The organism is Streptomyces sp. 3211.6 (genome assembly GCF_003634815.1).
Lineage (GTDB): Bacteria > Actinomycetota > Actinomycetes > Streptomycetales > Streptomycetaceae > Streptomyces > Streptomyces katrae_A.
Genome location: NZ_RBXC01000001.1, coordinates 1804383 through 1829474, shown reverse-complemented (window position 1 = coordinate 1829474; position 25092 = coordinate 1804383). Strand labels below are relative to the sequence as shown.

General features: G+C 73.4%; 25 protein-coding genes and 1 pseudogene. 16 read left to right on the top strand and 10 right to left on the bottom strand.

Annotation, left to right across the window (positions count from 1 at the left end):
- Positions 1–3 precede the first annotated feature (3 nt).
- Positions 4–906: a 3-hydroxybutyryl-CoA dehydrogenase gene (locus BX286_RS08580; protein WP_079425195.1), complete on the bottom strand. Its 903-nt coding sequence runs from the start codon at positions 904–906 to the stop codon at positions 4–6.
- 155 nt (positions 907–1061) lie between these two features.
- Between BX286_RS08580 and BX286_RS08575 the strand changes: the two genes are divergently transcribed.
- The gene (locus BX286_RS08575) at positions 1062–2333 is read left to right on the top strand and encodes a glycoside hydrolase family 10 protein (RefSeq protein ID WP_079425193.1); all 1272 of its coding nucleotides are present in this window, start codon (positions 1062–1064) and stop codon (positions 2331–2333) included.
- Positions 2334–2412: 79 nt separating this feature from the next.
- Here BX286_RS08575 and BX286_RS08570 read toward each other — a convergent pair whose 3' ends face one another.
- Positions 2413–2628, bottom strand: coding sequence for a DUF1918 domain-containing protein (locus BX286_RS08570; protein WP_079425191.1), 216 nt, complete (start codon positions 2626–2628; stop codon positions 2413–2415).
- A gap of 59 nt (positions 2629–2687) precedes the next feature.
- Positions 2688–3616 (bottom strand): annotated as a pseudogene (locus BX286_RS08565) (DMT family transporter).
- Between BX286_RS08565 and BX286_RS08560 the strand changes: the two are divergent.
- The 8 genes from BX286_RS08560 to BX286_RS08525 all read left to right on the top strand — a co-directional run bounded on the left by BX286_RS08560 (position 3615) and on the right by BX286_RS08525 (position 11531).
- Positions 3615–5054 carry a PLP-dependent aminotransferase family protein gene (locus BX286_RS08560; protein ID WP_079425187.1) on the top strand — a complete coding sequence of 480 codons (1440 nt, stop codon included), beginning with the start codon at positions 3615–3617 and terminating at the stop codon, positions 5052–5054. The pseudogene BX286_RS08565 and the gene BX286_RS08560 sit on opposite strands and share 2 nt — an antisense overlap.
- Before the next feature lie 63 nt (positions 5055–5117).
- Positions 5118–5882 carry an N-acetyltransferase gene (locus BX286_RS08555; RefSeq protein WP_121014802.1) on the top strand — a complete coding sequence of 255 codons (765 nt, stop codon included), beginning with the start codon at positions 5118–5120 and terminating at the stop codon, positions 5880–5882.
- 90 nt (positions 5883–5972) lie between these two features.
- Positions 5973–6503, top strand: coding sequence for a GNAT family N-acetyltransferase (locus tag BX286_RS08550; RefSeq protein ID WP_100865063.1), 531 nt, complete (start codon positions 5973–5975; stop codon positions 6501–6503).
- A gap of 45 nt (positions 6504–6548) precedes the next feature.
- Entirely contained in the window at positions 6549–7577 is a 1029-nt protein-coding gene (argC, locus tag BX286_RS08545) for an N-acetyl-gamma-glutamyl-phosphate reductase (RefSeq protein ID WP_079425181.1), read from the top strand.
- Positions 7578–7692: 115 nt separating this feature from the next.
- Positions 7693–8865 (top strand): bifunctional glutamate N-acetyltransferase/amino-acid acetyltransferase ArgJ, encoded by a 1173-nt coding sequence (gene argJ / locus BX286_RS08540; RefSeq protein WP_079425179.1) that lies wholly within the window; start codon positions 7693–7695, stop codon positions 8863–8865.
- Positions 8862–9797, top strand: coding sequence for an acetylglutamate kinase (argB, locus tag BX286_RS08535; RefSeq protein ID WP_079425178.1), 936 nt, complete (start codon positions 8862–8864; stop codon positions 9795–9797). The genes argJ and argB overlap by 4 nt, the downstream gene beginning before the upstream one ends.
- Complete coding sequence (locus tag BX286_RS08530) at positions 9794–10984, top strand: acetylornithine transaminase (RefSeq protein WP_079425176.1); 1191 nt, start codon at positions 9794–9796, stop codon at positions 10982–10984. Before argB ends, BX286_RS08530 begins: the two co-directional genes overlap by 4 nt.
- A 7-nt stretch (positions 10985–10991) precedes the next feature.
- Positions 10992–11531 carry an arginine repressor gene (locus BX286_RS08525; protein ID WP_079425174.1) on the top strand — a complete coding sequence of 180 codons (540 nt, stop codon included), beginning with the start codon at positions 10992–10994 and terminating at the stop codon, positions 11529–11531.
- Between the two features lie 33 nt (positions 11532–11564).
- Here the strand turns inward: BX286_RS08525 and BX286_RS08520 are convergent, their stop codons facing one another.
- On the bottom strand, positions 11565–12251 hold the full coding sequence (locus BX286_RS08520) for a L,D-transpeptidase (protein ID WP_079431612.1): 687 nt from the start codon (positions 12249–12251) through the stop codon (positions 11565–11567).
- Positions 12252–12520: 269 nt separating this feature from the next.
- Positions 12521–14071, bottom strand: a complete 1551-nt coding sequence (locus tag BX286_RS08515) for a hypothetical protein (RefSeq protein ID WP_121014801.1) — start codon at positions 14069–14071, stop codon at positions 12521–12523.
- Positions 14072–14330: 259 nt separating this feature from the next.
- On the opposite strand from BX286_RS08515, the gene argH reads away from it, so the two are divergent.
- Positions 14331–15758, top strand: coding sequence for an argininosuccinate lyase (argH, locus tag BX286_RS08510; RefSeq protein ID WP_079425170.1), 1428 nt, complete (start codon positions 14331–14333; stop codon positions 15756–15758).
- 67 nt (positions 15759–15825) lie between these two features.
- Here the strand turns inward: argH and BX286_RS08505 are convergent, their stop codons facing one another.
- Together BX286_RS08505 and BX286_RS08500 are read right to left on the bottom strand one after the other, a co-directional pair.
- Positions 15826–16245: a hypothetical protein gene (locus tag BX286_RS08505; protein ID WP_121014800.1), complete on the bottom strand. Its 420-nt coding sequence runs from the start codon at positions 16243–16245 to the stop codon at positions 15826–15828.
- A 201-nt stretch (positions 16246–16446) separates the two neighbouring features.
- Complete coding sequence (locus BX286_RS08500) at positions 16447–16950, bottom strand: HAD domain-containing protein (RefSeq protein ID WP_079425166.1); 504 nt, start codon at positions 16948–16950, stop codon at positions 16447–16449.
- An 89-nt stretch (positions 16951–17039) separates the two neighbouring features.
- Here BX286_RS08500 and BX286_RS08495 point away from each other — a divergent pair, with 89 nt between their 5' ends.
- The 3 genes from BX286_RS08495 (at position 17040) to BX286_RS08485 (ending at position 20692) form a co-directional block, all read left to right on the top strand.
- Positions 17040–17588: a TetR/AcrR family transcriptional regulator gene (locus BX286_RS08495; RefSeq protein WP_079425164.1), complete on the top strand. Its 549-nt coding sequence runs from the start codon at positions 17040–17042 to the stop codon at positions 17586–17588.
- Positions 17588–19132: an MFS transporter gene (locus tag BX286_RS08490; RefSeq protein ID WP_079425161.1), complete on the top strand. Its 1545-nt coding sequence runs from the start codon at positions 17588–17590 to the stop codon at positions 19130–19132. Before BX286_RS08495 ends, BX286_RS08490 begins: the two co-directional genes overlap by 1 nt.
- 69 nt (positions 19133–19201) lie before the next feature.
- The gene (locus tag BX286_RS08485; protein ID WP_121014799.1) at positions 19202–20692 is read left to right on the top strand and encodes a membrane-associated oxidoreductase; all 1491 of its coding nucleotides are present in this window, start codon (positions 19202–19204) and stop codon (positions 20690–20692) included.
- Between the two features lie 3 nt (positions 20693–20695).
- Here BX286_RS08485 and BX286_RS08480 read toward each other — a convergent pair whose 3' ends face one another.
- Positions 20696–21328 carry a 1-acyl-sn-glycerol-3-phosphate acyltransferase gene (locus tag BX286_RS08480; protein ID WP_079425157.1) on the bottom strand — a complete coding sequence of 211 codons (633 nt, stop codon included), beginning with the start codon at positions 21326–21328 and terminating at the stop codon, positions 20696–20698.
- A gap of 288 nt (positions 21329–21616) precedes the next feature.
- Between BX286_RS08480 and BX286_RS08475 the strand changes: the two genes are divergently transcribed.
- From BX286_RS08475 to BX286_RS08465, 3 genes are all read left to right on the top strand, one after another.
- Complete coding sequence (locus BX286_RS08475) at positions 21617–22777, top strand: glycerophosphodiester phosphodiesterase (RefSeq protein WP_079425155.1); 1161 nt, start codon at positions 21617–21619, stop codon at positions 22775–22777.
- A 73-nt stretch (positions 22778–22850) separates the two neighbouring features.
- Complete coding sequence (locus tag BX286_RS08470; RefSeq protein ID WP_079425153.1) at positions 22851–23372, top strand: sigma-70 family RNA polymerase sigma factor; 522 nt, start codon at positions 22851–22853, stop codon at positions 23370–23372.
- Positions 23373–23408: 36 nt separating this feature from the next.
- Positions 23409–23915, top strand: a complete 507-nt coding sequence (locus BX286_RS08465) for a GNAT family N-acetyltransferase (protein ID WP_079425151.1) — start codon at positions 23409–23411, stop codon at positions 23913–23915.
- A 16-nt stretch (positions 23916–23931) separates the two neighbouring features.
- Here the strand turns inward: BX286_RS08465 and BX286_RS08460 are convergent, their stop codons facing one another.
- Complete coding sequence (locus tag BX286_RS08460; protein ID WP_100865068.1) at positions 23932–24348, bottom strand: hypothetical protein; 417 nt, start codon at positions 24346–24348, stop codon at positions 23932–23934.
- A complete protein-coding gene (locus tag BX286_RS08455) occupies positions 24341–24709 on the bottom strand; it encodes a hypothetical protein (protein ID WP_079425147.1) in 369 nt (122 codons plus the stop codon). The genes BX286_RS08460 and BX286_RS08455 overlap by 8 nt, the downstream gene beginning before the upstream one ends.
- Positions 24710–25092 lie beyond the last annotated feature (383 nt).

Below are 25092 nucleotides of genomic sequence, written 5' to 3'. Positions count from 1 at the left end.
GGATCAGCCGTACGGGTAGAAACCCGAGCCGGTCTTGCGGCCCAGCCGGCCCGCGTCGACCATGCGCTGGAGCAGCGGGGGAGCGGCGTACAGCGGCTCCTTGTACTCGGCGTACATCGAGTCGGCGATCGACGCGATGGTGTCCAGGCCGATCAGGTCCGACAGCTTCAGCGGGCCCATGGGGTGGGCGCAGCCCAGCTCCATGCCGTTGTCGATGTCCTCGCGGCTGGCGATGCCCGACTCGAACATCCGGATCGCCGACAGCAGGTACGGCACGAGGAGGGCGTTGACGACGAAGCCCGACCGGTCCTGGGCGCGGACGGCGTGCTTGCCCAGTACGTCCCGCACCAGGGCCTCGGACCGCTTGACGGTCTCCTCGCCGGTCGTCAGCGCCGGGATCAGCTCCACGAGCCGCTGCACGGGCGCCGGGTTGAAGAAGTGGATGCCGATGACCTGATCGGGCCGCGAGGTCGCGACGGCCAGCTTGACCAGCGGGATCGAGGAGGTGTTGGAGGCGAGGATCGCGTCCGGGCGGGTGATCACCTGGTCGAGGACCTGGAAGATCTCCGTCTTCACCTGCTCGTTCTCGACGACGGCCTCGATGACGAGGTCGCGGTCGGCGAACTCGCCGAGATCGGTGGTGAAGGTGAGGCGGGCCAGGGTGGCGTCCCGCTCCTCCTCGCTGATCTTGCCGCGTTCGGCGGCCTTGGTCAGCGAGTTGTGCAGCCGGGTGCGCCCGATCTCCAGGGCCTCCCCGGTGGTCTCGGCGACCTTCACCTCAAGACCGCTGCGGGCGCACACCTCCGCGATGCCCGCGCCCATCTGGCCACAGCCCACCACGCCGACCCTGGTGATGTCGGTCGGGAGGGTAGAGAGGTCCGTCACATCGTGCCTTTCGCTGCTCATCCATCGCGGGTCCCCCGTAGTTCGGCAGTGGTAACTGCACCCCGGCGCCCGCCACGCCCCCCGACGTTACTCCCGTCCTTCCCGCCCGTGGCGGGGCGGGGCGGGCATGCTGGGCGTTCGTGGAGCGAAGTCACGGAGAGGAACGGAGTCGTCACATGGCGTACATCGGACGACGGGGGCTGCTGGCGGGAGCGGCGGGGGCGCTGGCCGCGGCGGCGGGCGCGGGCCCGGCGGAGGCCGCCGCCCGCCCGGCGCGGGTACGGGAGCGGCCCGCCGGGGGCGGGGGAGCAGGCCGGGCGGCGGCCCGGGAGTTCCGGGGGATGTGGATCGCGACCGTACAGAACGTGGACTGGCCCTCCGCGTCGGGCCTCGCCGCCCGGGAGCAGCGCGCCGAGCTGACCGCCCTCCTCGACACCGCCGTCCGGCGCCGCCTGAACGCCGTGATCCTCCAGGTCCGGCCGGCCGCGGACTCCTTCTGGCCCTCCGCGCGCGAGCCCTGGTCGCAGTGGCTGACCGGGACCCAGGGCAAGGACCCGGGCTGGGACCCGCTGGGCACCGCGGTCGCCGAGGCGCACGCGCGGGGGCTGGAGCTGCACGCCTGGTTCAACCCGTACCGGGTGGCCAACCACACCGACCCCTCCCGGCTGTCCGCCGCGCACCCGGCCCGCCGCAACCCCGACTGGGTCGTCCCCTACGGCGGCAAGCTCTACTACAACCCCGGGCTGCCCCAGGTGAGGGCCTTCGTGCAGGAGGCCATGCTCGACGCCGTCTCCCGCTATCCGGTCGACGGGGTGCACTGGGACGACTACTTCTACCCCTACCCGGTGGAGGGGGAGTACTTCGACGACGACGACGCCTACGCGGAGTACGGCGCCTCCTTCGGCTCCCGCGCCGCCTGGCGCCGGCACAACACCGACACCCTGGTCTCCGAGATGTCGCAGCGGCTGCGCCAGGTCCGCCCGGCGGCGCGGTTCGGCGTCAGCCCCTTCGCGGTGTGGCGCAACCAGGACACCGACCCGCTCGGCTCGCCGACGCGGGCGGGCGTGCAGACGTACGACGACCTGTACGCGGACACCCGCAAGTGGGTCACCGAGGGCTGGCTGGACTACATCGTCCCGCAGGCGTACTGGCAGATCGGACACCCGCAGGCCGACTACGCGGCGATCGTGCCCTGGTGGGCGCGGACCGTCGCCGGCACGGGCGTGGACCTGTACGTGGGCGAGGCGCTGTACCGCTGCGACGCACACAGCTCCACGGCCGCCTGGCGCGATCCGGCGGAGCTGTCGAAGCACCTGACGCTCGCCAAGAAGTACACGGAGGTCCGCGGCCACGTCTACTTCTCGGCGAAGCAGGTGGCCGCGGACCCCAACGGTGCAATGGCCAGGGTCGTCGCCGACCACTACCAGGCGGTGGCGGCGCCGCGCTGACCGGATGTCAGCCGGTCCCGTGTGCCAGGGGCCTGCAGGTCAGGGGCCCCGCATGTCAGGTGGTCCGGTGCCGGCTGGTTCACTGCCAGGTGGGGGACGTGCCCTCGGGCCTGTCCGGGTGGCGTACCACGCAGTCGGGCCCGGGGGACATCACGGCGTCGTGCCCGTCCGGGAAGTGCACCCGGTACGGGGGCGCGCCGTTCTCGCCCAGCACCTCGACGATCTCGCCCACCCTGTCGTGCTGGCCCACGATCCTGCCGTGCTGCACCAGCTGGTCGCCCTCGGTCGCTCGCATCTGCTGACCTCCCTCGGAACAGGTCCGATCCGGTGCCTGTATTTTAGGCCGATCCGGGGCTATTTGACCCGTTGGGTCACGGTGATGCAGACCAGCACCGCCCCGGCGGCCAGCGGGGTCCCCGGGGACAGCCGCTCGCCCAGCAGCGCCACCGACCAGACCAGGGTCAGCAGCGGCTGGGCGAGCTGGAGCTGGCTGGCGCGCGGGGCGCCGATCGCGGCCATGCCGCGGTACCAGACGTAGAGCCCGAGGAAGGTGGAACCGGCCGCCGTCCACAGCAGGCCGGCCGCTCCGTGCCAGGTCAGGTGCACCGGCTCGGCCGCGAGCCCGAGCGCGGAGCCTGCCAGCGCCGGCGGCAGGCACAGCACCAGGGCCCAGCCGATCACCTGCCAGCCCGGCATCAGCCGGGCGAGGCGTCCGCCCTCGGTGTAGCCGGCCGCGCAGACCAGCAGCGCCCCGAACAGGTAGGCGTCCCCGGCGGAGGGGGCGCCGCCGCTCTGGGCCAGGGTGAACGCCAGGACCACCAGCGCCCCGGCGACGGCCGCCGCCCAGAAGGCCCGCGGGAGCCGGGTACCGGTGCGCAGGGCCGACAGCGCGGCCGTGGTCAGCGGGAGCAGGCCCACCACGACGGCGGCGTGCGAGGTGGTGGAGGTCCGCAGGGCGAGCGTGGTCAGCAGCGGAAGCCCACGACCACCCCGCCGGCGACGACGGCCAGCCCCGCCCAGTGCTCACGGGCCGGCAGCGGGACCCGTCCGGCGATCAGGAAGCCGCCCGCGATGACCGCGGCCAGGGCGCTGCGCAGGGCCACGAACGACCACGGGCCGAAGCCCTCCAGGCCCCAGGTGGTGGCGGGGAAGGTCAGCGAGAAGGCGACGACCCCGAGGAGGGCGAGGGCGGTGCCGCCGCGGCCCCCCGCTTGGACCGTGCTGTGGCCCCCCACCTGGACTGCTATCGGGGCCGGGCGAGTAGCGCTATTCTGTGCTGTCATGTACGAGCGTAGCAGTGTGGCGGAACTGGCGGAATCCCTCCGATCCGAGCTCGACCGCTACCCGGTGGGTGGAAAGCTCCCGTCGAGCCGGGCCCTGGTCGAGCGCTACCGCGTCAGCCCCGTCACCGTCTCCCGGGCCCTCGCGCAGCTCGCCGCCGAGGGGCTGGTAGTCACCCGCCCGGGCGCCGGCGCCTACCGCGCCCACCCCCGCGCGGCCGGCCTCACCCCCGGGGACACCTCCTGGCAGGAGGTGTCCCTCAGCGCCGAGGGGGCCGGGGAGGTCATCCCGCGCTCCGTGGACGCCTCCGGGCTGCTGTCCTCGCTCGCGGCCACGCCGCCCGGGGTCATCGAGCTCAACGGCGGCTACCTCCACCCTTCGCTCCAGCCCGAGCGGGCCATGGCCGCCGCACTGGCCCGGGCCGGGCGCCGCCCCGGGGCCTGGGGGCGGCCGCCGCTGGAAGGGCTGCCCGAGCTGCGCGACTGGTTCGCCCGGGAGATCGGGGGTGCCGTCGGGGCGCTGGGCGCCGCCGACGTGATGATCACCGCCGGCGGGCAGAGCGCCCTGACCACCGCCCTGCGGGCCCTGGCCCCGCCGGGCGCCCCCGTCCTCGTGGAGTCGCCCACCTACCCCGGGCTGCTGGCCATCGCCCGCGCCTCGGGCTGCCGGCCCGTGCCCGTCCCGATGGACGCCGACGGGGTCCGGCCCGAGCTGCTGGCCGCCGCCTTCGAGGCCACGGGAGCACGGGTCTTCGTGTGCCAGCCGCTGTTCCAGAACCCGACCGGGGCCGTGCTCGGCGCCGAACGGCGGCCCGAGGTGCTGCGGATCGCCCGGGCCGCCGGGGCCTTCGTCATCGAGGACGACTACGCCCGCAACCTCGCCCACGAGGACGCCGGACCGCTGCCCGCGACCCTGGCCGCCGAGGACGCCGACGGGATCGTCGTCCACGTGCGCTCCCTGACCAAGGCCACCTCGCCCAGCCTGCGCGTCGGCGCGCTCGCCGCCCGCGGCCCGGTACTGGACCGGCTGCGCGCCATCCAGGTGGTCGACAGCTTCTTCGTGCCCCGCCCGCTCCAGGAGGCCGCCCTCGAACTGGTCGGCGCCCCCGCCTGGCCGCGCCACCTGCGGGCCGTCGCCGCCGAACTGCGCCACCGCCGCGACGTGCTCGCGGGGGCCCTGCGGCGCGAGCTGCCCGGGGTGGAGCTGCCGCACCTGCCGCGCGGGAGCTATCAGCTGTGGGTCCGGCCCCCGGGCGGCGGTGACGACGCGGAGTTCGCGGCGGCGGCCCTGCGCGCCGGGGTCGCGGTCGCGCCCGGCCGCCCGTACTTCTGCGCCGAGCCACCGGCCGCGTACGTCCGGATGGGCTTCGCCGGGGTCTCGGGACCGGGGGAGCTGGTGGAGGCCGTCCAGCGCCTGCGCGGGGGGCTGCACTGGCCCTGACCTGCGGCGGGACGGCCAAAACCCGGTTGAGCGGCGCTGCGGCGCGCGCCTAACCTGCGGCCCATGAACGAGATCGTGATCACCTCCCTCGCCCGCCGTCCCGAACTGGCCTCCCGGCTGTGGGACATGCAGGACTCCTGGCCGCGGTTCTCCCAGCACGACTCCGTGGCCTGGCTGCTCTACCCGCGCCTGGTCGCCGAGTTCCCGGAGTACGTGTTCATCGCCACCGACGGAGACGAGGTGGTGGCGCGCGCCTTCAGCGTGCCGTTCGCGCTGCACGGCGCCGAGCGCGGCGGCGCGCTGCCCGCCCAGGGCTGGGACCGGGTCCTGATGTGGGCCTTCTCCGACCAGCGCCGGGGGATCCGGCCCGACACGGTGAGCGCCCTGGAGATCTCCGTGGCCACCGGCCGCCAGGGGCAGGGGCTCTCCGGGCGGATGCTGGCCGCGATGCGCGAGGGCGCCCGGGCCGCCGGGTTCACGGAGGTCGTGGCCCCGGTCCGGCCCAGCGGCAAGCCCGCCGAACCGCAGACGCCGATGTCCGAGTACGCGTACCGCACCCGCGAGGACGGCCTCCCCTACGACCCGTGGCTGCGGGTCCACATCCGGGCCGGGGCCGTCATCGACTCGGTGGCCCCGCTGTCGATGACCGTCACCGGCTCCCTCGCCCAGTGGCGCGAGTGGACCGGACTGCCCTTCGACGAACCCGGGCAGATCCGCGTGCCCGGCGCGCTGAGCCTCGTCCACTGCGAGCCGGAGCACGACTACGCGGTCTACGTGGAACCCAACGTCTGGGTCCGCCACCGGCTGGAGCCCGCGTCCGGCGCCTGACGAAAACACCCCCGTCCGGTCCGCGGCCGCCGCCGAGGGCTGTCCCGTAATCCCCGGCGGGGATTACGGGACAGCCCTTAGGTTGCCGCCATGACCGAGATTCGTGTGGCGGGCGCGGCCGACGGGGACGCGCTCGGGGAGATCCACGCCGCCGCCTGGGGGGCCGCGTACGGCCCCTTCTTCACCCCGCAGTTCGCCGCCGCCGGCGTTGCCGACCGGCGCGCCCGCTGGCACGGCCGGGTCGCCGACGGCCCGGGGACCGTCCTGCTGGCCCTCGCCGACGGCCGGCCCCTGGCCTTGTCCTGGTACCGCCCCTCGGACACCCGCCCCCCGGGCACGGCCGAGATCCTCAGCTTCTACGCCCACCCCGACGGCTGGGGCACCGGCGTCGCCGCGGCCCTGATGACGGGCACACTGGCCCGGCTGCGCGCGGACGGCTTCACCGGCGCGCACCTGTGGACCCTGCGCGACACGCCCCGCTCCCGCCGCTTCTACGCCAAGTCCGGCTTCACCGAGACCGGCGCCTCGCGCCTGTGCGACTTCGGCGACGGGCACCCCCTTGAACAGGTCGAATACGAGCGGGACCGTGGAGGTGACGGACCCTGGAAGGCCTTTGCATAAACCTGCATAGGTACGTATAGTCATGCCATCGAAGAGGAGGGTCCGATGGTGGTACGTGTAGCGGTGGCCGGAGCGAGCGGATACGCGGGCGGCGAGGTCCTGCGCCTGCTGCTCTCCCACCCCGAGGTGGAGATCGGCGCGCTGACCGGACACTCCAACGCCGGGCAGCTCCTCGGTGGCCTCCAGCCGCACCTGGTCCCCCTCGCCGGCCGGACCCTCGAGCCGACGACCGCCGACGCCCTCGCGGGCCATGACGTCGTCTTCCTCGCGCTGCCGCACGGACAGTCCGCCGCCGTCGCCGCCGAACTCGGCGACGACGTGCTCGTCGTCGACATGGGCGCCGACCACCGGCTGAAGGACTCCGCCGACTGGGACCGCTTCTACGGCGCCCCGCACGCCGGGACCTGGCCCTACGGCCTTCCCGAGCTCCCCGGCGCCCGGGCCGCCCTCGCCGGCACCAAGCGCATCGCCGTCCCCGGCTGCTTCCCCACCGCCGTCTCGCTCGCGCTCTACCCCGCCTACCAGGCGCGGCTCGCCGAGCCCGACGCCGTGGTCGTCGCCGCGACCGGCACCTCCGGAGCGGGCAAGGCCCTCAAGCCGCACCTGCTCGGCTCCGAGGTCATGGGCACCGTGACCCCCTACGGCGTCGGCGGCGTCCACCGCCACACCCCCGAGATGGTGCAGAACCTCTCCCCCCTCGCCGGGGAGAAGGTCTCCGTCTCCTTCACCCCCCACCTGGTGCCCATGCCGCGCGGCATCCTCGCCACCTGCTCGGCCAAGGCCCGCCCCGGCACCACCGCGGAATCGCTGCGCGCCGCCTACGAGAAGGCGTACGCGGACGAGACCTTCGTCCAGCTCCTCCCCGAGGGCGCCTGGCCGACCACCAAGGCGGTGTACGGCTCCAACTCCGTGCACCTCCAGGTCGCCTACGACGAGTCCGCGCAGCGCGTCATCGCCATCAGCGCCATCGACAACCTGACCAAGGGCACCGCCGGCGGCGCGGTGCAGAGCATGAACATCGCCCTCGGCCTCCCCGAGGCGACGGGACTTTCCACGATCGGAGTCGCACCGTGAGCAGGGGGCACCTCCCAGCGGTAGCCGGGGGAGCACGCGCAGCCACCGGGCTGCAGACGACCATGATGGCCGCGCCGGCGCGCTGCGCGGGCGGAGAAGCGAACGAGGAGATGCTGTGAGCGTCACGGCAGCACAGGGATTCACGGCGGCGGGCATCGCCGCCGGGATCAAGGCGAACGGCAACCCCGACCTGGCCCTCGTGGTCAACAACGGGCCGCGGCTGGCCGCCGCCGGCGTGTTCACGTCCAACCGCGTCAAGGCCGCCCCGGTCCTCTGGTCCGAGCAGGTCCTGCGCGGCGGCACGGTCAGCGCCGTCGTCCTCAACTCCGGCGGCGCCAACGCCTGCACCGGCCCCAAGGGCTTCCAGGACACCCACGCCACCGCCGAGAAGGCCGCGGCCACTCTCAACGAGCACGGTCTCGGCGGCGAGCACAACGCCGGCGAGATCGCCGTCGCCTCCACCGGGCTGATCGGCGTCCTGCTCCCGATGGACAAGCTGCTGCCCGGCATCGAGACGGCCGCCGCCGCCCTGTCCGCCGACGGCGGCGAGGCCGCCGCCATCGCCATCAAGACCACCGACACCGTGCACAAGACGGCCACGGCCGGCCAGGACGGCTGGACCGTCGGCGGCATGGCCAAGGGCGCGGGCATGCTCGCCCCCGGCCTGGCCACCATGCTCGTCGTCCTCACCACCGACGCCGACCTGGACTCCGCCACCCTGGACAAGGCGCTGCGCGACGCCACCCGCACCACCTTCGACCGGGTCGACTCCGACGGCTGCATGTCCACCAACGACACCGTCCTGCTGCTCGCTTCGGGCGCCTCCGGCCAGGTCCCCGTCTACGAGGACTTCGCCCGGGCCGTCCGCACCGTCTGCGACGACCTGGCCCGCCAGCTCATCGGCGACGCCGAGGGCGCCAGCAAGGACATCCGCATCGAGGTGATCGGCGCGGCCAGCGAGGAGGACGCGGTCGAGGTCGGCCGGTCCATCGCCCGCAACAACCTGCTCAAGTGCGCCATCCACGGCGAGGACCCCAACTGGGGCCGGGTGCTCTCCGCCATCGGCACCACGAAGGCCGCCTTCGACCCGGACCGCCTGAACGTCGCCATCAACGGCGTATGGGTCTGCAAGAACGGCTCGGTCGGCGAGGACCGCGACCTGGTCTCCATGAAGGACCGCGAGGTGCACATCACCGCGGACCTGTCCACCGGCACCGAGTCGGCGGTCATCTGGGCCAACGACCTCACGGCCGAGTACGTCCACGAGAACAGCGCGTACTCCTCATGAGCGCCGCGAGGAAGCACACCGCGCTGCCCAAGGCGCAGACCCTCATCGAGGCCCTGCCCTGGCTCACCCGCCACAACGGCAAGATCGTCGTCGTCAAGTTCGGCGGCAACGCCATGATCGACGAGGACCTGAAGGCGGCCTTCGCCCAGGACGTGGTCTTCCTGCGCCAGGCCGGCCTCAGGCCCGTCGTGGTCCACGGCGGCGGCCCGCAGATCAAGGCCCAGCTCGCCAAGGAAGGCCTGGTCAGCGAGTTCAAGGCGGGCTTGCGCGTCACCACGCCCGAGGCGATGGACATCGTCCGGATGGTGCTGGCCGGACAGGTCCAGCGCGAGCTGGTCGGGCTGCTCAACCAGCACGGCCCGCTCGCCGTCGGCATGACCGGCGAGGACGCCCACACCATCACCGCCACCCAGCACAAGCCGGAGATCGAGGGCGAGCTCGTCGACATCGGCCGGGTCGGGGAGATCACCTCCATCGACACCGGAGCGATCCGGGCCCTGCTCGCCGACGGCCGGATCCCGGTCGTCTCCTCCATCGCCCGCAGCGCCGACGACGGCCACGTCTACAACGTCAACGCCGACACCGCGGCCGCCGCCCTGGCCGCCGCGCTGGGCGCCGAGACGCTGATGGTCCTCACCGACGTGGAGGGCCTCTACGCGGACTGGCCCAACAGCGACGAGGTGATCAGCCGGCTCACCGTCAGCGAGCTGGAAAAGCTGCTGCCCGAGCTGTCCAGCGGCATGGTGCCCAAGATGGAGGGCTGCCTGCACGCCGTGCGCGGCGGCGTCCCCACGGCCCGCGTCCTCGACGGACGCGTCCCGCACTCGATCCTGCTGGAGATCTTCACCGACCAGGGCATCGGCACGATGGTCGTGCCCGACCCGCAGCCCGGAACCGACCGGCCCGACGCACCGCAAGGGGGAGCGCAGTGACGCACAACGAGGACTACGCCGCCCGCTGGCAGGGCGCGCTCACCGACAACTACGGCACCCCGGCGGTGGCCCTGGTCCGCGGCGAGGGAGCGCAGGTCTGGGACGCCGACGGCAAGCAGTACACCGACTACGTCGGCGGCATCGCGGTCAACGCCCTCGGCCACGCCCACCCGGCGATCGTCGAGGCCGTCACCACCCAGATCCAGACCCTGGGCCACGTCTCCAACCTCTTCGCCTCCGAGCCGGTCATCGCCCTCGGCGAGCGGCTGCTCCAGCTGTTCGGCCGCGAGGGACGGGTCTTCTTCTGCAACTCCGGCACAGAGGCGGTCGAGGCCGTCTTCAAGATCGGTCGGCTCACGGGGCGGACCCACATGGTCGCCACCGACGGCGGCTTCCACGGCCGGACCATGGGCGCCCTCGCCCTCACCGGCCAGCCCAAGAAGCAGACCCCGTTCCTGCCGCTGCCCGGCGAGGTCACCCACGTCCCCTACGGTGACGTCGAGGCGCTGCGGGCCGCCGTCACCGAGGAGACCGCGCTCGTCCTCATCGAGCCCGTCCAGGGCGAGAACGGCGTGGTCGTCCCGCCCGCCGGCTACCTGAGCGCCGCCCGCGAGATCACCCGGGCGACGGGTACCCTGCTCGCCCTCGACGAGGTCCAGACCGGCATCGGCCGCTGCGGCACCTGGTTCGAGTACCAGCAGCACGAGGGCGTCGACCCCGACCTGGTCACCCTCGCCAAGGGCCTGGGCGGCGGCCTGCCCATCGGCGCCGTGGCCGCCTTCGGCCCCACGGCCGGGCTCCTGCAGCCGGGCCAGCACGGCACCACCTTCGGCGGGAACCCGGTCGCCTGCGCCGCCGGCCTCGCGGTGATCGACACCATCGCCACCGACGGACTCCTCGACCGGGTCAAGGCCCGCGGCGAGCGGCTGCGCTCCGGAATCGAAGCCTCCGGTCACGGGCTGGTCTCCCACGTCCGCGGCTCGGGCCTGTTGCTGGGTATCGTGCTGACGGAGCCCCTCGCACCGAAGGTGCAGCTGGCGGCTCAGCAGGCCGGATTCCTGGTCAACGCGCCCGCCCCCGACGTCGTACGGCTGATGCCCCCGTTCGTCATCACCGAGGCCGAGGTCGACGCGTTCGTCCGGGCACTTCCCGGCATCCTCGACGAAGCGGGACGATCCGGAGAATGAGACGACGATGAGCCAGGCGCAGGAACACGAGCAGAACGGCGGCCCTTCCGTTCCGCAGACCCGCACCGCCCGCCACCGCCGGATCGTGGACATCCTCAACCGGCAGCCGGTCCGCTCCCAGAGCCAGCTGGCCAAGCTGCTCGCCGACGACGGGCTGAGCGTCACCCAGGCGACGCTCTCCCGCGACCTCGACGAGCTGGGCGCGGTGAAGATCCGCAACACCGGCGGCGAGCTGATCTACGCGGTCCCCAGCGAGGGCGGCTTCCGCACCCCGCAGGCCCCGCTCGGCGAGTCGGCGAAGGAGGAGCGCATGCGGCGCCTCTCCGGCGAGCTGCTGATCTCGGCGGAGGCCTCCGCGAACCTCGTGGTCCTGCGCACCCCGCCGGGGGCGGCGCAGTTCCTCGCCTCGGCCATCGACCAGGCCGAACTCCACGCCGTCCTCGGCACCATCGCCGGCGACGACACCCTGATGCTCATCAGCCGTGACCCCTCCGGCGGCCAGGCCCTGGCCGACCACATGCTGCGCCTGGCGCAGAAGGAGGGCTAGGGGCCCGGGGCCAGGAGCCCGGGTTCCGGGGTTTCAGTACCGGGTCACCGCCAGGGGGCCGTCCTCCGTACCGATGGCGATGTGCGGGGCGCGGCGCGGGTTCGCCCAGCGCAGCAGCTCGCGCATCGCGCCCCGCGGCACCGAGACGCAGCCGGCCGTGGCGCCCCTGCCGTCGACGTGCAGGAAGATGCCGGCGCCCCGGCCGCGTACGGGGCGCTCGTAGTTGAAGCCGATGACCAGCGCGTGCGCGTACTGCTCCGCGTACGCCACCAGGTGCTCGGACTCACCCGGCGCGCAGTCGGCGGGCAGCGGCTCCGTCCAGCGGTTGTAGGCGGCGGAGGCGTTGTCCTGGCACCACCACGAACGGTCCGTCACCCGCCGGTAGGCGTACCCCGTCCCGGCCGGGGCGTGCGCGATGCCGAAGGCGTACGGAAGGCCGTACAGGCCGGTCGGGGTGGTGTTGGTGCCCTGGGTCCGGGTGGTCCCCTCGGTCAGACCGTTCGCGCCGAACCGGGCCGGCGCGCGCCCCGCCTCGTACCAGCGGCCCGCGCGCCGGTCCCACCAGGTCAGCACGCCGGTGGTCGACCCGGGGGCGGGGGCGACGGCCGTGATCAGCTGGCTGCCGCCGCCGGTGTCGGCGAGACGTTCGGGCAGCGGATCCGGGCCGTGCGGCCACAGCCCGGCGAGGACCAGCGAGCCGGCGACGAGAGCGTTACGCAGCACACGCCCGACGGTACGGGCCGACGGCCCCGAGCCCGGCGCAGGCAGGCCGCCACCACCCGATCGGCCGCCCCCCGCCCGTCCCACTCGGGGCCCTCCCGCCGGCGGCCCGGTCCGGGTTCCCCCGCCTCGGGTTCGCCTCCGGCGCGGTGGGGCCGGCCATGCGCGGGCCGGTCCTGCCTTCGGGCGGCCCGCCGGCCCGTCCGTCGGCGGGCCGGGACCGGCCGTCCGGGCGATGGCCGGTCGCCGGGCCGGTCCCGGCGGCGGCGTCAGGGGCGGGGGTCCGGGGCCGGGCGGCTCCAGGGCGGGCGGGTCAGCCGCAGCTCGTCGGCGCCCAGGAGCTTCGCCGCTCGCGCGAGCAGTCCGCCCAGCTCCGTCTGGGCCGCCTCGCCCTCGTCCAGGGTGACGAGCCAGTTCCAGCCGGCCACCCGTTCCCGTGCGCGGCGCCGCGTACCGGGGTCCGGGTCGTCCAACAGGGCGACCGACGCCCGGAGTTCGGCGCTCCCGCCCCGGCCCTGCAGCAGCCGGAAGGCCGCCCTGCGGGTGTGCGGGCGCCACTCCGGACCGGTACGGGCGGCCAGCGCGGCCGCGTCCAGCCGCCACGCCACCGGCAGCAGCTGCAGCGCGGCCTCGCGGGCCACCGAAGCTGACGAGTCGTCAAGCAGCGGCAGCAGCACCCCGTCCTCCAGGACGACGCCCGCCCGGCGCAGCCCGGCCAGGGCGGCGCCCCGCACCGGTCCTGCGGGGTGGGCCAGCAGGCCGCGCAGCAGCGCCCGGTCGGCCGGCTCCGCCACCTCGCAGTAGCCCGTCACCGCGTACCGGCTCACCTGCTCGGGGTCCATGAGCAGCGCCCGGTAGTGCGCGTACGGGTCGCCGCCCTCCTGGCGCAGCAGCCAGCGGGCGCAGGCGCGCACCGACCCCGCCCGGTCGGCGAGGTACCGGTCCGCCTCCGCCGCCCGCCCGGCCCGGCGCAGGGCAGTGACCCCGGCGCCCCGTACGGCCGGCAGGCGCGATCCCAGCAGGGTGTCGACCGCCTCGTCGTCCGGCCCGTCGGTCGCCATCGCCGCCAGGACGGCGTCGGTCCACATCCGGCCGAGTGCCGGATCCGGCTCGGCGGCGGCCCGCCGGGCGAGTTCCCGTACGCCGTACCGGCCGGTGGCGAGGGCCACCCGGGCGGCGAAGCGGCGGGTCGGCAGGTCGGGGCTGCGGCCCAGCCGGTCGAGCATGCCCGCGCGCTGCGGGGCGGTCAGCGAGTTCCAGCTCCAGGTGGTCGCGGCCTGCCCGGGCCGCCACCACGCGGCGAGGAGGGAGTACCGGCCGGCCAGGGCGGCCTCCAGCTGCTGCACCGCCCAGCCGCCGTGCTCGCGCCCGCCCAGCCGCAGGAAGAGCGGGGTGAGTTCGGTCAGCGCGTGGGCGGCGTCGTAGGGCACCGGGCGGCCCAGCGCCCTGCGGGCCCGGTCCCGGGTCCGGGCGGGGTAGTTGGCCAGGACCCGGCCCAGCACCCGGCGGGCGCGCTCGCGCACCTGCGGGACCCAGTCGGCGCACCGGATCAGGACGAGCTGCAGGGGCGGGTTGCGCCACGCGGCGAGCGCGGAGGCGCGGATCCGTCCGTCGGGGTGGCACAGCCGCGCCTCCAGCCGGTTCACGGGTGCGGGCGCCCCCGGCAAGCGCTGGAGGCGGCGCACCTCCTCGTCGAAGGCGGTCCAGGCCTCGGGCCCGTTGCCCAGCAGTCGGCCCGCCACCGGGGCGGTGTCCCCGTGCACCAGCCCCTGCGCCACGCTCCGGCCCCTGGCCGCGTTCTCGGCCGCGCTCCACACCATGTCCTCCCCCGGCTGGTTCCGCCCCGATCGTAGGCGGCGCCCCCCGGGCCCCGCCCGCGATATACGGGCTGGTCAGCGTCGGAGCCGGGCCACTTGATTGACGAAACATGCAGAGCAATGCATAGTTATGCTTGTTCTTGCCGTGGACCGCCGCGCGTCGCGACCCCGCCTGAATCGTTTGACGCTGTACCCGGACGGCCTCCCCGCAACCTCCGCGGCGGGGAGGCCGTCCACTTCCACCTCATGAGGAGCAGTAGCTGTGAGCAGCAACAACGGTGACGTCCGGCTCTGGGGCGGCCGGTTCGCCGACGGCCCTTCGGAGGCCCTCGCGAAGCTGTCCGCGTCGGTCCACTTCGACTGGCGACTGGCGCCCTACGACATCGCCGGCTCCCGCGCCCACGCCCGGGTGCTCGCCAAGGCGGGCCTGCTCACGGCCGAGGAACTCGACCGCATGATCGCGGGCCTCGACCGGCTGGAGGCCGACGTGGCCGACGGCTCCTTCGTGGGCACCGTCGCCGACGAGGACGTGCACACCGCCCTGGAGCGGGGCCTGCTGGAGCGGCTCGGCCCCGACCTGGGCGGCAAGCTGCGGGCCGGGCGTTCGCGCAACGACCAGGTGGCCACCCTCTTCCGGATGTACCTGCGCGACCACGCGCGGATCATCGGCGGCCTGATCGCCGACCTCCAGGACGCCCTCGTCGGCCTGGCGGAGGCGCACCCGGACGTGGCGATGCCCGGCCGGACCCACCTCCAGCACGCGCAGCCCGTCCTCTTCGCCCACCACGTCCTCGCGCACGTGCAGTCCCTCTCCCGGGACGCCGAGCGGCTGCGCCAGTGGGACACCCGCACGGCGGTCTCCCCGTACGGCTCGGGCGCGCTGGCCGGCTCCTCCCTCGGCCTGGACCCGGAGGCGGTCGCCGCGGACCTGGGCTTCGAGCGCGGCTCGGTGGGCAACTCGATCGACGGCACGGCCTCGCGGGACTTCGTCGCCGAGTTCGCGTTCGTCACCGCGATGATCGGGATCAACCTCTCCCGGATCGCCGAGGAGATCATCCTGTGGAACACGAAGGAGTTCTCCTTCGTCACCCTCCACGACGCCTTCTCCACCGGCTCCTCGATCATGCCGCAGAAGAAGAACCCGGACATCGCGGAGCTGGCCCGCGGCAAGTCGGGCCGCCTCATCGGCAACCTGACGGGCCTGCTGGCCACGCTCAAGGCGCTGCCGCTGGCCTACAACCGGGACCTCCAGGAGGACAAGGAGCCCGTCTTCGACTCCTGCGACACCCTGGAGGTGCTGCTGCCGGCCTTCACCGGGATGATGGCCACCCTCACCGTCAACCGGGAGCGGATGGAGGAGCTGGCCCCGGCCGGCTTCTCCCTGGCGACCGACATCGCGGAGTGGCTGGTCAAGCAGGGCGTGCCCTTCCGGGTGGCGCACGAGGTGGCCGGCGAGTGCGTCAAGGTCTGCGAGGCCGAGGGCATCGAGCTCGACGAGCTCACCGACGCCCAGTTCGCGAAGATCTCGGAGCACCTGACCCCCGAGGTCCGCACCGTCCTCAACGTCCCCGGCGCCCTCGCCTCCCGCAACGGCCGCGGCGGCACCGCCCCGTCGGCGGTGGCGGTCCAGCTCACCGAGCTGAAGGCCGACCTGGTCATCCAGCACGCCTGGGCGGTCCACAAGCAGTAGCCGAAACGCCCGGAGGGGCGGTACGGACCCGCGCGGGTCCGTACCGCCCCTCCGGCGTGCGGGGGTGTCAGCAGACGACGGTGATCGAGAACGGGCGGTCGCTGTCCACGGCAGCGCTGCCGGCGGCGGACGGCGTCGCGGTGCGGATGAAGAGGGTGTTGCCGTTCACCTGGCCGACCAGGATCGAGGAGCTGCCCGGGCCCGGATCGTTGCCGCCGTTGGTGTTGATCGTGCCGAGCAGTGCACAGCCGCCCAGCCCGGAGGCGGTGGTGATGTTGTAGCGGCCGATGCCGAACTTGTTGATGCCGGTGATGCCCTGGCCGCCGAGGACCTGGCCGTTGGCGGCGACCTTGGCCCAGGCCGTGGTCGTGGCCAGGGCCTGGGACGGGAGCCGCGGCTCGGCCGAGGCGGTGGACGCGACGACCGCGCCGCCGACCGCGAGCGCCACCGCGGCGGCGCCGAGGACCAGCTTCTTCGATCCGTTCATGGAACATCTCCCCTGCGGAATCAATGGAGCGGAAATCAGTGGACCGGTGCGGGCGGCCCACCCCGGGAAGGGCTCGCCGGGAAGGACTCTTCCGGCTCCCGGGGCACCGGCGAAAGCCCGGACGGCAGAGGGTCACTCCAAATGATCAAGCTGCGCATCAACGCCGCCGGATGCGGGGAGTGATGACCGAATGACGTAAGGTCACCGAGCCGCCCACGCGGCCAGCGCGTCGAAGTCCGGCCGGGTCAGGCCGATCCGCTCGTCGACGTGCATCAGCAGCGCGTGCGCCGGATGGCGCTGCCCGACGTACTCGCGGTCCATGACCGTGATGTCGTCGTCTATCCAGGCGAAGGGCCGCGCGCCCGCGTACTCCAGGACGTACTGCGTCTTCCAGAACGTCCCGCGCGGCGCCCGGCCGTGCATCACCGGCCAGTCGATGAACGGCAGCCGGGGCAGGCCCAGGTGCGGGCCTATCCAGTCGTTCGCCTCGTCCTTCCAGGTGGTGGCCCAGACGAGCTCGTACGCCTCCGCCAGCGCCAGCAGCTCGGCCCCGTGGCCGTGGTTGAGCCAGACCCGCAGCGGTTTGCCGTCCGTGAACCCCGTGGGGCGCATCCGGTGGGTGGTGTAGCCCTCGGGGCGGCGGTGGGGCCGGGCCCCGTACGGGTTCAGCGGTCCGTCGACGTCGATCAGCAGCAGTGGCTTCATGGGCGCACTTTTCCTTCCCGGCCGCCCTCTCGGCAGCCCGTTTTTCGGCGAGTGAGACATTGGCGTCTCATTTGAGGTATGGTTGTCTCATGGCCATGGATCGTGACCAGGTGCTCCGCGACGCGGCGGCTCTGCTCTCCCGCAAATCGACCGCGACGATGGACGAGGTGGCCCGCGCCGCCGGAATCGGCCGCGCGACCCTCCACCGGCACTTCGCCGGGCGCGACGCCCTCGTACGGGCCCTGGAGGAGTTCGGCATCCGCCGGTTCGAGATCGCCTTCGACCGGGCCCGCCTCGACGAGGGCACGGCCGTGGAGGCGCTGCACCGGCTCGTCGCCGAGACCGAGACCGACGCCCAGCTGCTGGCCTTCCTCGTCACCGAGAACCAGCTCTTCGAGGGCGACCAGGTCAACGAGGGCTGGGCCCGCCTCGATGCCCGCGTCAGCGCGCTCTTCCGGCGCGGCCAGCAGGAGGGCCACATCCGGATCGACCTGAGCCCGGCCTGGCTCACCGAGGCCCTCTACGGCCTCATCGGCACCTGCGCCTGGGCCGTCATGGACGGCCGGGTCGCGGCCAAGGACTTCCAATACATGATCACCGAGTTGCTGCTCGGTGGCGCACGACGGAGTGTGGAGTGATGACCAGAACCGAACAGCTGAACCGGCGGGCGGGGGCGGAGGGGAAGAGCCGCGGACGCTGGCTGGCACTCTCCGTGCTCGTCCTGGCCGTCCTGCTGGTCGCGGTCGACGCCACCGTACTCGGCCTCGCGACCCCTTCCCTCAGCGAGGACCTGAAGCCGTCCGGCACCCAGCTGCTGTGGATCGGCGACATCTACTCCTTCGTCATCGCCGGCCTGCTCGTCTCCATGGGCTCCCTCGGCGACCGCATCGGCCGCAAGAAGCTGCTGCTGATCGGCGCCACCGCCTTCGGCGCCGTCTCCGTCCTGAACGCCTACGCCACCAGCCCCGAGATGATGATCGCGGCCCGGGCGCTGCTCGGCGTCGCCGGCGCCACCCTGATGCCGTCCACCCTCGCCCTGATCCGCAACATCTTCCACGACCCCAAGGAACGCAGCCTCGCCATCGGCATCTGGGGCGCCACCGCCTCCGCCGGCGCGGCCGTCGGACCGGTCGTCGGCGGAGCCCTGCTCCAGCACTTCTGGTGGGGCTCGGTCTTCCTGATCAACCTTCCCGTGATGGCCGTCCTCGTCGTCGTCGGCGTCAAGCTGCTGCCCGAGTCCAAGAACCCGGTCGCCGGCCCCTGGGACCTGTCCAGCGTCGCCCTCTCCCTCGTCGGCGTCATCGGCGTGGTCTACGCCGTCAAGGAAGTCGCCACCCACGGCCCGACCTGGGGCGTCGGCGCCGCCGCCGTCCTCGGCGCGGCCTGCCTCTACGCCTTCGTGCGCCGCCAGTTCACCCTGACCTCGCCGCTGCTCGACATGCGGCTCTTCAAGCACCGCGGCTTCTCCGGCGCGGTCCTCGCCGACCTGCTGACCGTCTTCGGCCTCTCCGGCCTGGTCTTCTTCCTCTCCCAGTTCCTCCAGCTGGTCCAGGGCCGCGACCCCCTGGAAGCGGGCCTGGCCGAACTGCCCGCCGCCATCGGCGCGGTCGCCACCGGCCTGGTCGCCGGCCGGTACGCCCGCCGCTACTCGGTCCGGGTCATCGTGGCCGGCGGTCTCGCCGCCATGGGCCTGGCCCTGGCGGCGCTCACCCTGATCCACCAGAACAGCGGCTACCCGCTGCTCGGGGCGTCCCTGCTCGTCGTCGGCCTCGGCGCCGGCTTCTCCTTCACCGTCACCGCCGACGTGATCCTCTCCAGCGTGCCCAAGGAGCAGGCCGGCTCGGCCTCGGCCGTCTCCGAGACCGCCTACGAGCTGGGCGCCGCCCTCGGCATCGCCCTCCTCGGCTCCATCGTCACCGGCGTCTACCAGGGCTTCACCGCCCCCGCCTCGGTCCCGGGCCCGGTGGCCGACGCGGCCCACGAGTCCCTCGGCGGAGCCGTCGAAGCCGCCAGGGCCGTGGACCCGCAGACCGCCCACACCATGGTCAGCGCGGCCCAGGAGGCCTTCGTGGACGGGCTGCGGCTCGCCTCCGGCGTCGGCGCGGCCGTCCTGCTCGCCACCGCCGTGGCGGCCTGGTTCCTGCTGAAGGGGCAGGAGCTCCAGGACGGCGTCGAACACTGACGTCACGCCAGAGAGTGGCGCCCCGACGGAAGTTGACAGCCCGTCGGGGCGCAGGACACCATCCCGGCGATGGAGATCACCGACCTGACCCCCGCCGAACACCGTATACGGGACGCCTTCCCCCGCGGTGAGGGCGTCGACTTCCGCGAGGGTCCGGGCGAGGACGCCGGCGACGGGCACGGCTGGGGGCCCGAGCGGACCGTGCGCGCCGACGTGCTGGCCGCCCTGCTGCTCGCCGGCCCCGCCGCGCCGGGGCAGGTGGCCGAGCTCAACGTCAGGGGCGCCCGGATCACCGGCAAGCTCAACCTCAAGTACGCCGACGTCGAGCACGCGATCCGGCTGCGCGGCTGCTGGTTCGAACGCAAACCCCAGCTCTACGGGGCCCGGCTGCGCGCCGTCGCCTTCACCGGCTCGGCGCTGCCGGGACTCACCGCCTCGACGGTCGGTGTCGACCTCGCCCTCCGGCTGACCGGCTGCCGCTTCACCGGGCCCGTCCGCCTCGCGGGGGCCCGGATTGCGGGCAACCTCTACCTCCAGGACGCGGTGATCCGCCCCGCCGGACCCGCCGCCGGGGCGGACGCCGACGAGCCCGACGAGCCCCCGCTCCAGCTCGAACACGCCGAGGTGGGCACCGACGTCGTCGCCGACGGGCTCACCGTCCACGGCCAGTTCCGTGTCAACGGCGCCACCGTCGCCGGACAGATCAGCCTGGACCGGGCCAGGCTCCTCGCCCCCGGCGGGATCGCCCTGCACGCCGAGACCGTCTCCGTCGGCACCGACCTGCGCGGCCACCGGCTGGAGGCCGAGGGAATGTTCAACCTCACCGGGGCCCGGATCCCCGGCCAGCTGATGCTCACGCGCGCCCGTCTCGCCAACCCCGGCGGGGTGGCCCTGCGCGCCAGCAGCTGCGCCATAGGCGAGCTGTGGCTGCGCAAGTGCCCGCCCATCGACGGCATCGTCAACCTGCGCCGCAGCCAGCTGGACATGCTCTACGCCGAACCGGACACCTGGCCGCCGGTGGTCCGCACCGAGGGGCTCGGCTACCGGGTACTGCACCCGCTCCTGCCCGCCGAGCAGCGGCTGCCGCTGCTGGAGCGCGAGGAGTCCGGGTACCTCCCGTACGGCTACGAGCAGCTCGCCGCCGCCTACCGCACCGTCGGCGACGAGACCGCCGCCCGCAGCGTCCAGCTCGCCAAGCTCCGCCGCCACCGGAACACGCTGCCCCGGCACGCCCGCCTGTGGGGCCTCCTCCAGGACGTCACCGTCGGCTACGGCTTCCGGCCGCTGCGCGCGGCGGGCTGGCTCCTGCTGCTGGTCCTGACGGGCTCGGTCGCGTACGGGCTGCACCACCCGAGGCCGCTGAAGCCGGGGGAGGCCCCCGACTTCAACCCGGTGTTCTACACGATCGACCTGCTGCTGCCCATCATCGGCTTCGGCCAGGAGGAGGCCTTCGCGCCGAGCGGCTGGTACCAGTGGCTGTCGTACCTGCTGGTCGTGACCGGCTGGATCCTCGCCACCACCACGGCGGCGGGCGTCAGCCGGTCACTCCAGCGCCAGTGAGCGCTACGCGGCTTCCTTGGCCTTGGTCGCGTACATGTCCACGTACTCCTGCCCCGACAGCCGCATGACCTCGGCCATCACCGAGTCGGTGACGGCGCGCAGCACGTAGCGGTCGCGGTCCATGCCCTCGTAGCGGGAGAACTCCATCGGCTCGCCGAAGCGGATGGTGACCCGGCCCGGGCGGGGCATGCCCTTGCCGCCGGGCTGGAGCTTGTCCGTGCCGATCATCGCGAACGGGACCACGGGGGCGCCCGTCATCAGGGTGAGGCGGGCGATGCCGGTCCGGCCGCGGTAGAGGCGGCCGTCGGGGGAGCGGGTCCCCTCCGGGTAGATCCCGAAGATCTTGCCCTCCTCCAGGATCCGGCGGCCCGTCATCAGCGCGGCGACGCCGCCGTTCGCGCCGTCCCGGTCCACCGGGATCATGCCGGCGCCGGTGAAGAACCACGCCATCAGCCGGCCCTTGACGCCCTTGCCCGTCACGTACTCGTCCTTGCCGATGAAGTGCACCGTGCGGTCGCACACCAGCGGCAGGATCATCGAGTCGATGAAGGTCAGGTGATTGCCCGCCAGGATCACCGGACCGGTGCCCGGAATGTTCTCCAGCCCCTCCACCCTGGTGCGGAACATCATGCGCATGGCCGATCCGACAGTGGCTTTGATGAGCGCGGTACGGAACAACGTGAGCCCTCCGGCATCGAAAAGCGGTTTCGCACCACACGGCGGTAGTGCAGGTGAGGACGATACTCGCGGGTCACCGCTGATCGCACATCGGGTTCACGAGGTGGATACGCGGTGTTGACGTGTGTTTCCGCCATGTTCCATGCGACCGCACCCGTCAGCCATCCCCCTTGCCTACCATCGGCTCGCCGATTTCCAAAAGAAGCCGAGCCCTTTCCAAACATTTCCGAACAAGGAGTGGCACTGATGATGCAAGGTGGGACAGCCCGGCGCACCGTCCTGGGAGCAGCGGTCCTCGCGGCCGGAACCGGAATCACCACGCTCGGCGCGGGCACCGCCTCCGCGAGCGAGGCCGGGCACGGCGACGGCGGCTACCGCGACCTCCCCGTCCCCCTGGTCATCGGCCACCGCGGCTCCAGCGGCTACCGGCCCGAGCACACCCTCGGCTCCTACCAACTCGCCCTCGACCTCGGCGCCGACGTCGTCGAACAGGACCTCGTCCCCACCAAGGACGGCCACCTGGTCTGCCGCCACGAGAACGAGATCGGCGGCACCACCGACGTCGCCGACCACCCCGGGTTCGCCGGCCGCCGCACCACCAAGACCGTCGACGGGGTCTCCGTCACCGGCTGGTTCACCGAGGACTTCACCCTGGCCGAGCTGCGCACCCTGCGCGCCAAGGAGCGCATTCCGGCCATCCGCCAGCGCAACACCCTCTACGACGGCCGCTGGCCCGTCCCCACCTTCGAAGAGGTCCTGCGCTGGGCCGACCGCGAGGGCAAGCGGCGCGGCAAGCGCGTTTGGCTGCACGTCGAGACCAAGCACCCCACCTACTTCCGCGGCCTCGGCCTCGGCCTGGAGGAACCCCTCGCCGCCCTGCTGCGCCGCTACGGCCGCGACGGCCGGAACGCCGCCGTCTTCCTCCAGTCCTTCGAGCCCTCCAGCATCCAGCGGCTCTCCCGCCTGGTGTCCGCCCCGCGCGTGGTGCTGCTCTCCGCCGCGAACACCCGGCCCTGGGACTTCGAGGTGGCCAAGGACCCCCGCACCGTCGCCGACCTGGTCAAGCCCGAGGGCCTGAAGTGGATCTCCGGCTTCGCCCAGGGCATCGGCCCCACCCTGGACCTCATCGTCCCGCGCGGCGCCGACGGCAAGCTCGGCGCCCCCACCACCCTGGTGCGCGACGCCCACGCCCGCGGCCTCGTCCTGCACCCCTACACCGCCCGCAACGAGAACACCTTCCTGCCGGCCGAATACCGCAAGGGCACCGACCCGAACGCCTACGGCGACGCCTTCGGCGCCTTCCAGCGGTACTTCGAGCTCGGCATCGACGGCATCTTCACCGACAACCCCGACACCGGACTCCTCGCCGCCGAGGCCTTCCGCCCCGGACGCGGCGTCAACCGCTAGCCCCCCGGCCACGTACGGGTGGGCCGGGTCCGGCGGGGAAACCGCCCGGCCCGGCCCCCGCGTCCCGCCCGGCATGGACCTGCGACGCGAATCGGAACTCATCGAGGAACTGCGCCCGCTGCTCTCCGCCGAGGCGGCCGCGGAAGCCCCCGCCGCCGGGGTCGACGCCGCCGACCTGGAACAGGCCGTCTGGGTGAGGCTGCTCGAACAGGGCCCGACCGGCCCCGGCCCGGCCGGCCGGGCCCGCTGGCTGCGGCGGGCCGTGCGCGCCGAGGCCCGGCTCGCCCGGCGCCGGGCGCGGCGGGAGGTCCCGTACGGAACCGCCCCCGCACCCACCGCCGAACCCGAGGACGCCCTGCTGCACGGGGAGGAGAACCGCGCCCTCCGATCGGCGGTCGCCCGATTGCCGGGACGCTGCCCCGAGCTGATAGCCGCACTTCTGTCGCCCAGGGACCTCACATACCGTGAAATCGCAGGAGAGTTGGGTATCTCACAAGGAAGTTTAGGGCCGGTACGTTCCCGTTGCCTGGGATGTCTGCGCAGAATGCTCGCTGGAGAGGTTGCGGCTCCTGGCCCGTGGGGAAAGGAGCGGTAGACCAGAGAGCTACCGGTGAGCGGGAGGCATGCGCACATGGGCATGAGCGTGACCATTTCGGCGGCGGCCGCCGAAGACGCCGAGCAGATCTTCAAGCTGCAGTACCTGGCGTTCCAGCGGGAGGCCGAGCTGTACGGGAACTACCTCATCCAGCCGCTCACCCAGTCCCTGGACTCCCTGAAGGAGGAGCTGGCCACGGACACCGTCCTGGTGGCCCGGCTCGGTGACGAAGTGGTCGGCGCGGTGCGCGGCAGCGTCGGCGAGGACGGCACGGCCAGCATCGCCAAGCTGTGCGTCCACCCCCGCCTCCAGGGCCACGGCCTCGGCGCCCGGCTGCTGCGCGCGGTCGAGGAGGCCCTCGCCGGCCACGGCGGCACCACCCGCTTCCGCCTGCACACCGGTCACAAGAGCGAGTCCAACCTGCGGCTCTACCGCAAGGCCGGCTACGCCAAGGTCGGCAACCGCACCGCCTCCGACGGGGTGCACCTGGTGATCCTGGAGAAGGACGCCGAGGTCCCCGCCGACTACACCGTCAGCGCCTGAGCCCGAAGGGTCCGCCTCAGCGCCTGGCGCGCAGCCAGAGCATCCCGGTGACCGGAAGGATCACCGGGATGAACAGGTAGCCCATCCCGAAGTCCGACCACACGGTCGCGTCGGGGAAGGCCTCGGGCCGGATCAGTGTCCAGGTGCCGACGGCCAGCACGCCCGCGAGCTCGGCGCCGCAGCACACCAGTGCCGCCCGCCGGGCCCGGTCGCCGCCGCGCACGAGCGAGTACGTGATGAAGGCGTAGACCAGCGCGGCCGCCGCCGACAGGGAGTAGGCCAGCGGGGCCCGGTCGAACTCGGTGGAGATCTGGTAGGCCGAACGCGAGACCGCGCCGACCACCATGACCCCGTAGAGCCACACCAGCAGCAGCCCCGGGCCGGAGACCAGCCGCTTGCGGGCTTCCGGCGAGGCGGTCGTCGTGTCAGGCACCGGCGGATCCCCAGATGTCGTAGAGGCGCACCTCGAGCACGGCGAGGACGACCGCGCCCGCGGCCACCGTCACCGAACCCCACTTGGTGCGCTCGGTCAGCGAGAGCAGCCCGGCGGCCGGGACCGCCGCGAAGGCGCCCACCAGGTAGGCCACGAACAGCACCGTGCCCTGTTCGGGCTTCTCGCCCCGGCCCAGCTGGACCAGGCCGACCACCAGCTGGGCCAGTGCCAGCAGGGTCACCACGGCCATGCCGATGAAGTGCCAGTCCTTGGTCGGCTGGTCCCGCCATACGGCGTGGCCGCACCAGGCGGCGAGGGCGAGGGCGGCCACACCGAGGGCGGCCGTCAGGGCGTCGAGCATGCTGCGAGGGTATTACGGCCCCGGGACCGGCCGTGCAGGGGGCGGCGACGGGACGACAACGGGGCTGCGACGGGCCGACGACGGGGCGCTGACGGGGCGGCGGAGGGCCGGCGAGGGTGGCCTTGGCCACAGCCGTCGCCCCCGCCCGGCGCCGCCCGGGCCCGCCGGGCGGAGTCCGCTCGCCCGTGCCGGGACTGGCCGGGAGGGCTCTCGGGCCGCTCGGGACGGGGCGCCGGAGACGACCGGTCCCGTCCGGAATGCGATCGGAATATGTCCGCTATCCGGACAGCATTGATCGGTGAACCGGCATGTCTGCTTTACTGGGCCCATGACCACGACGAGCAGCCGCACCCTTGCGACCGAGGCGACGATGACGCCCGGTG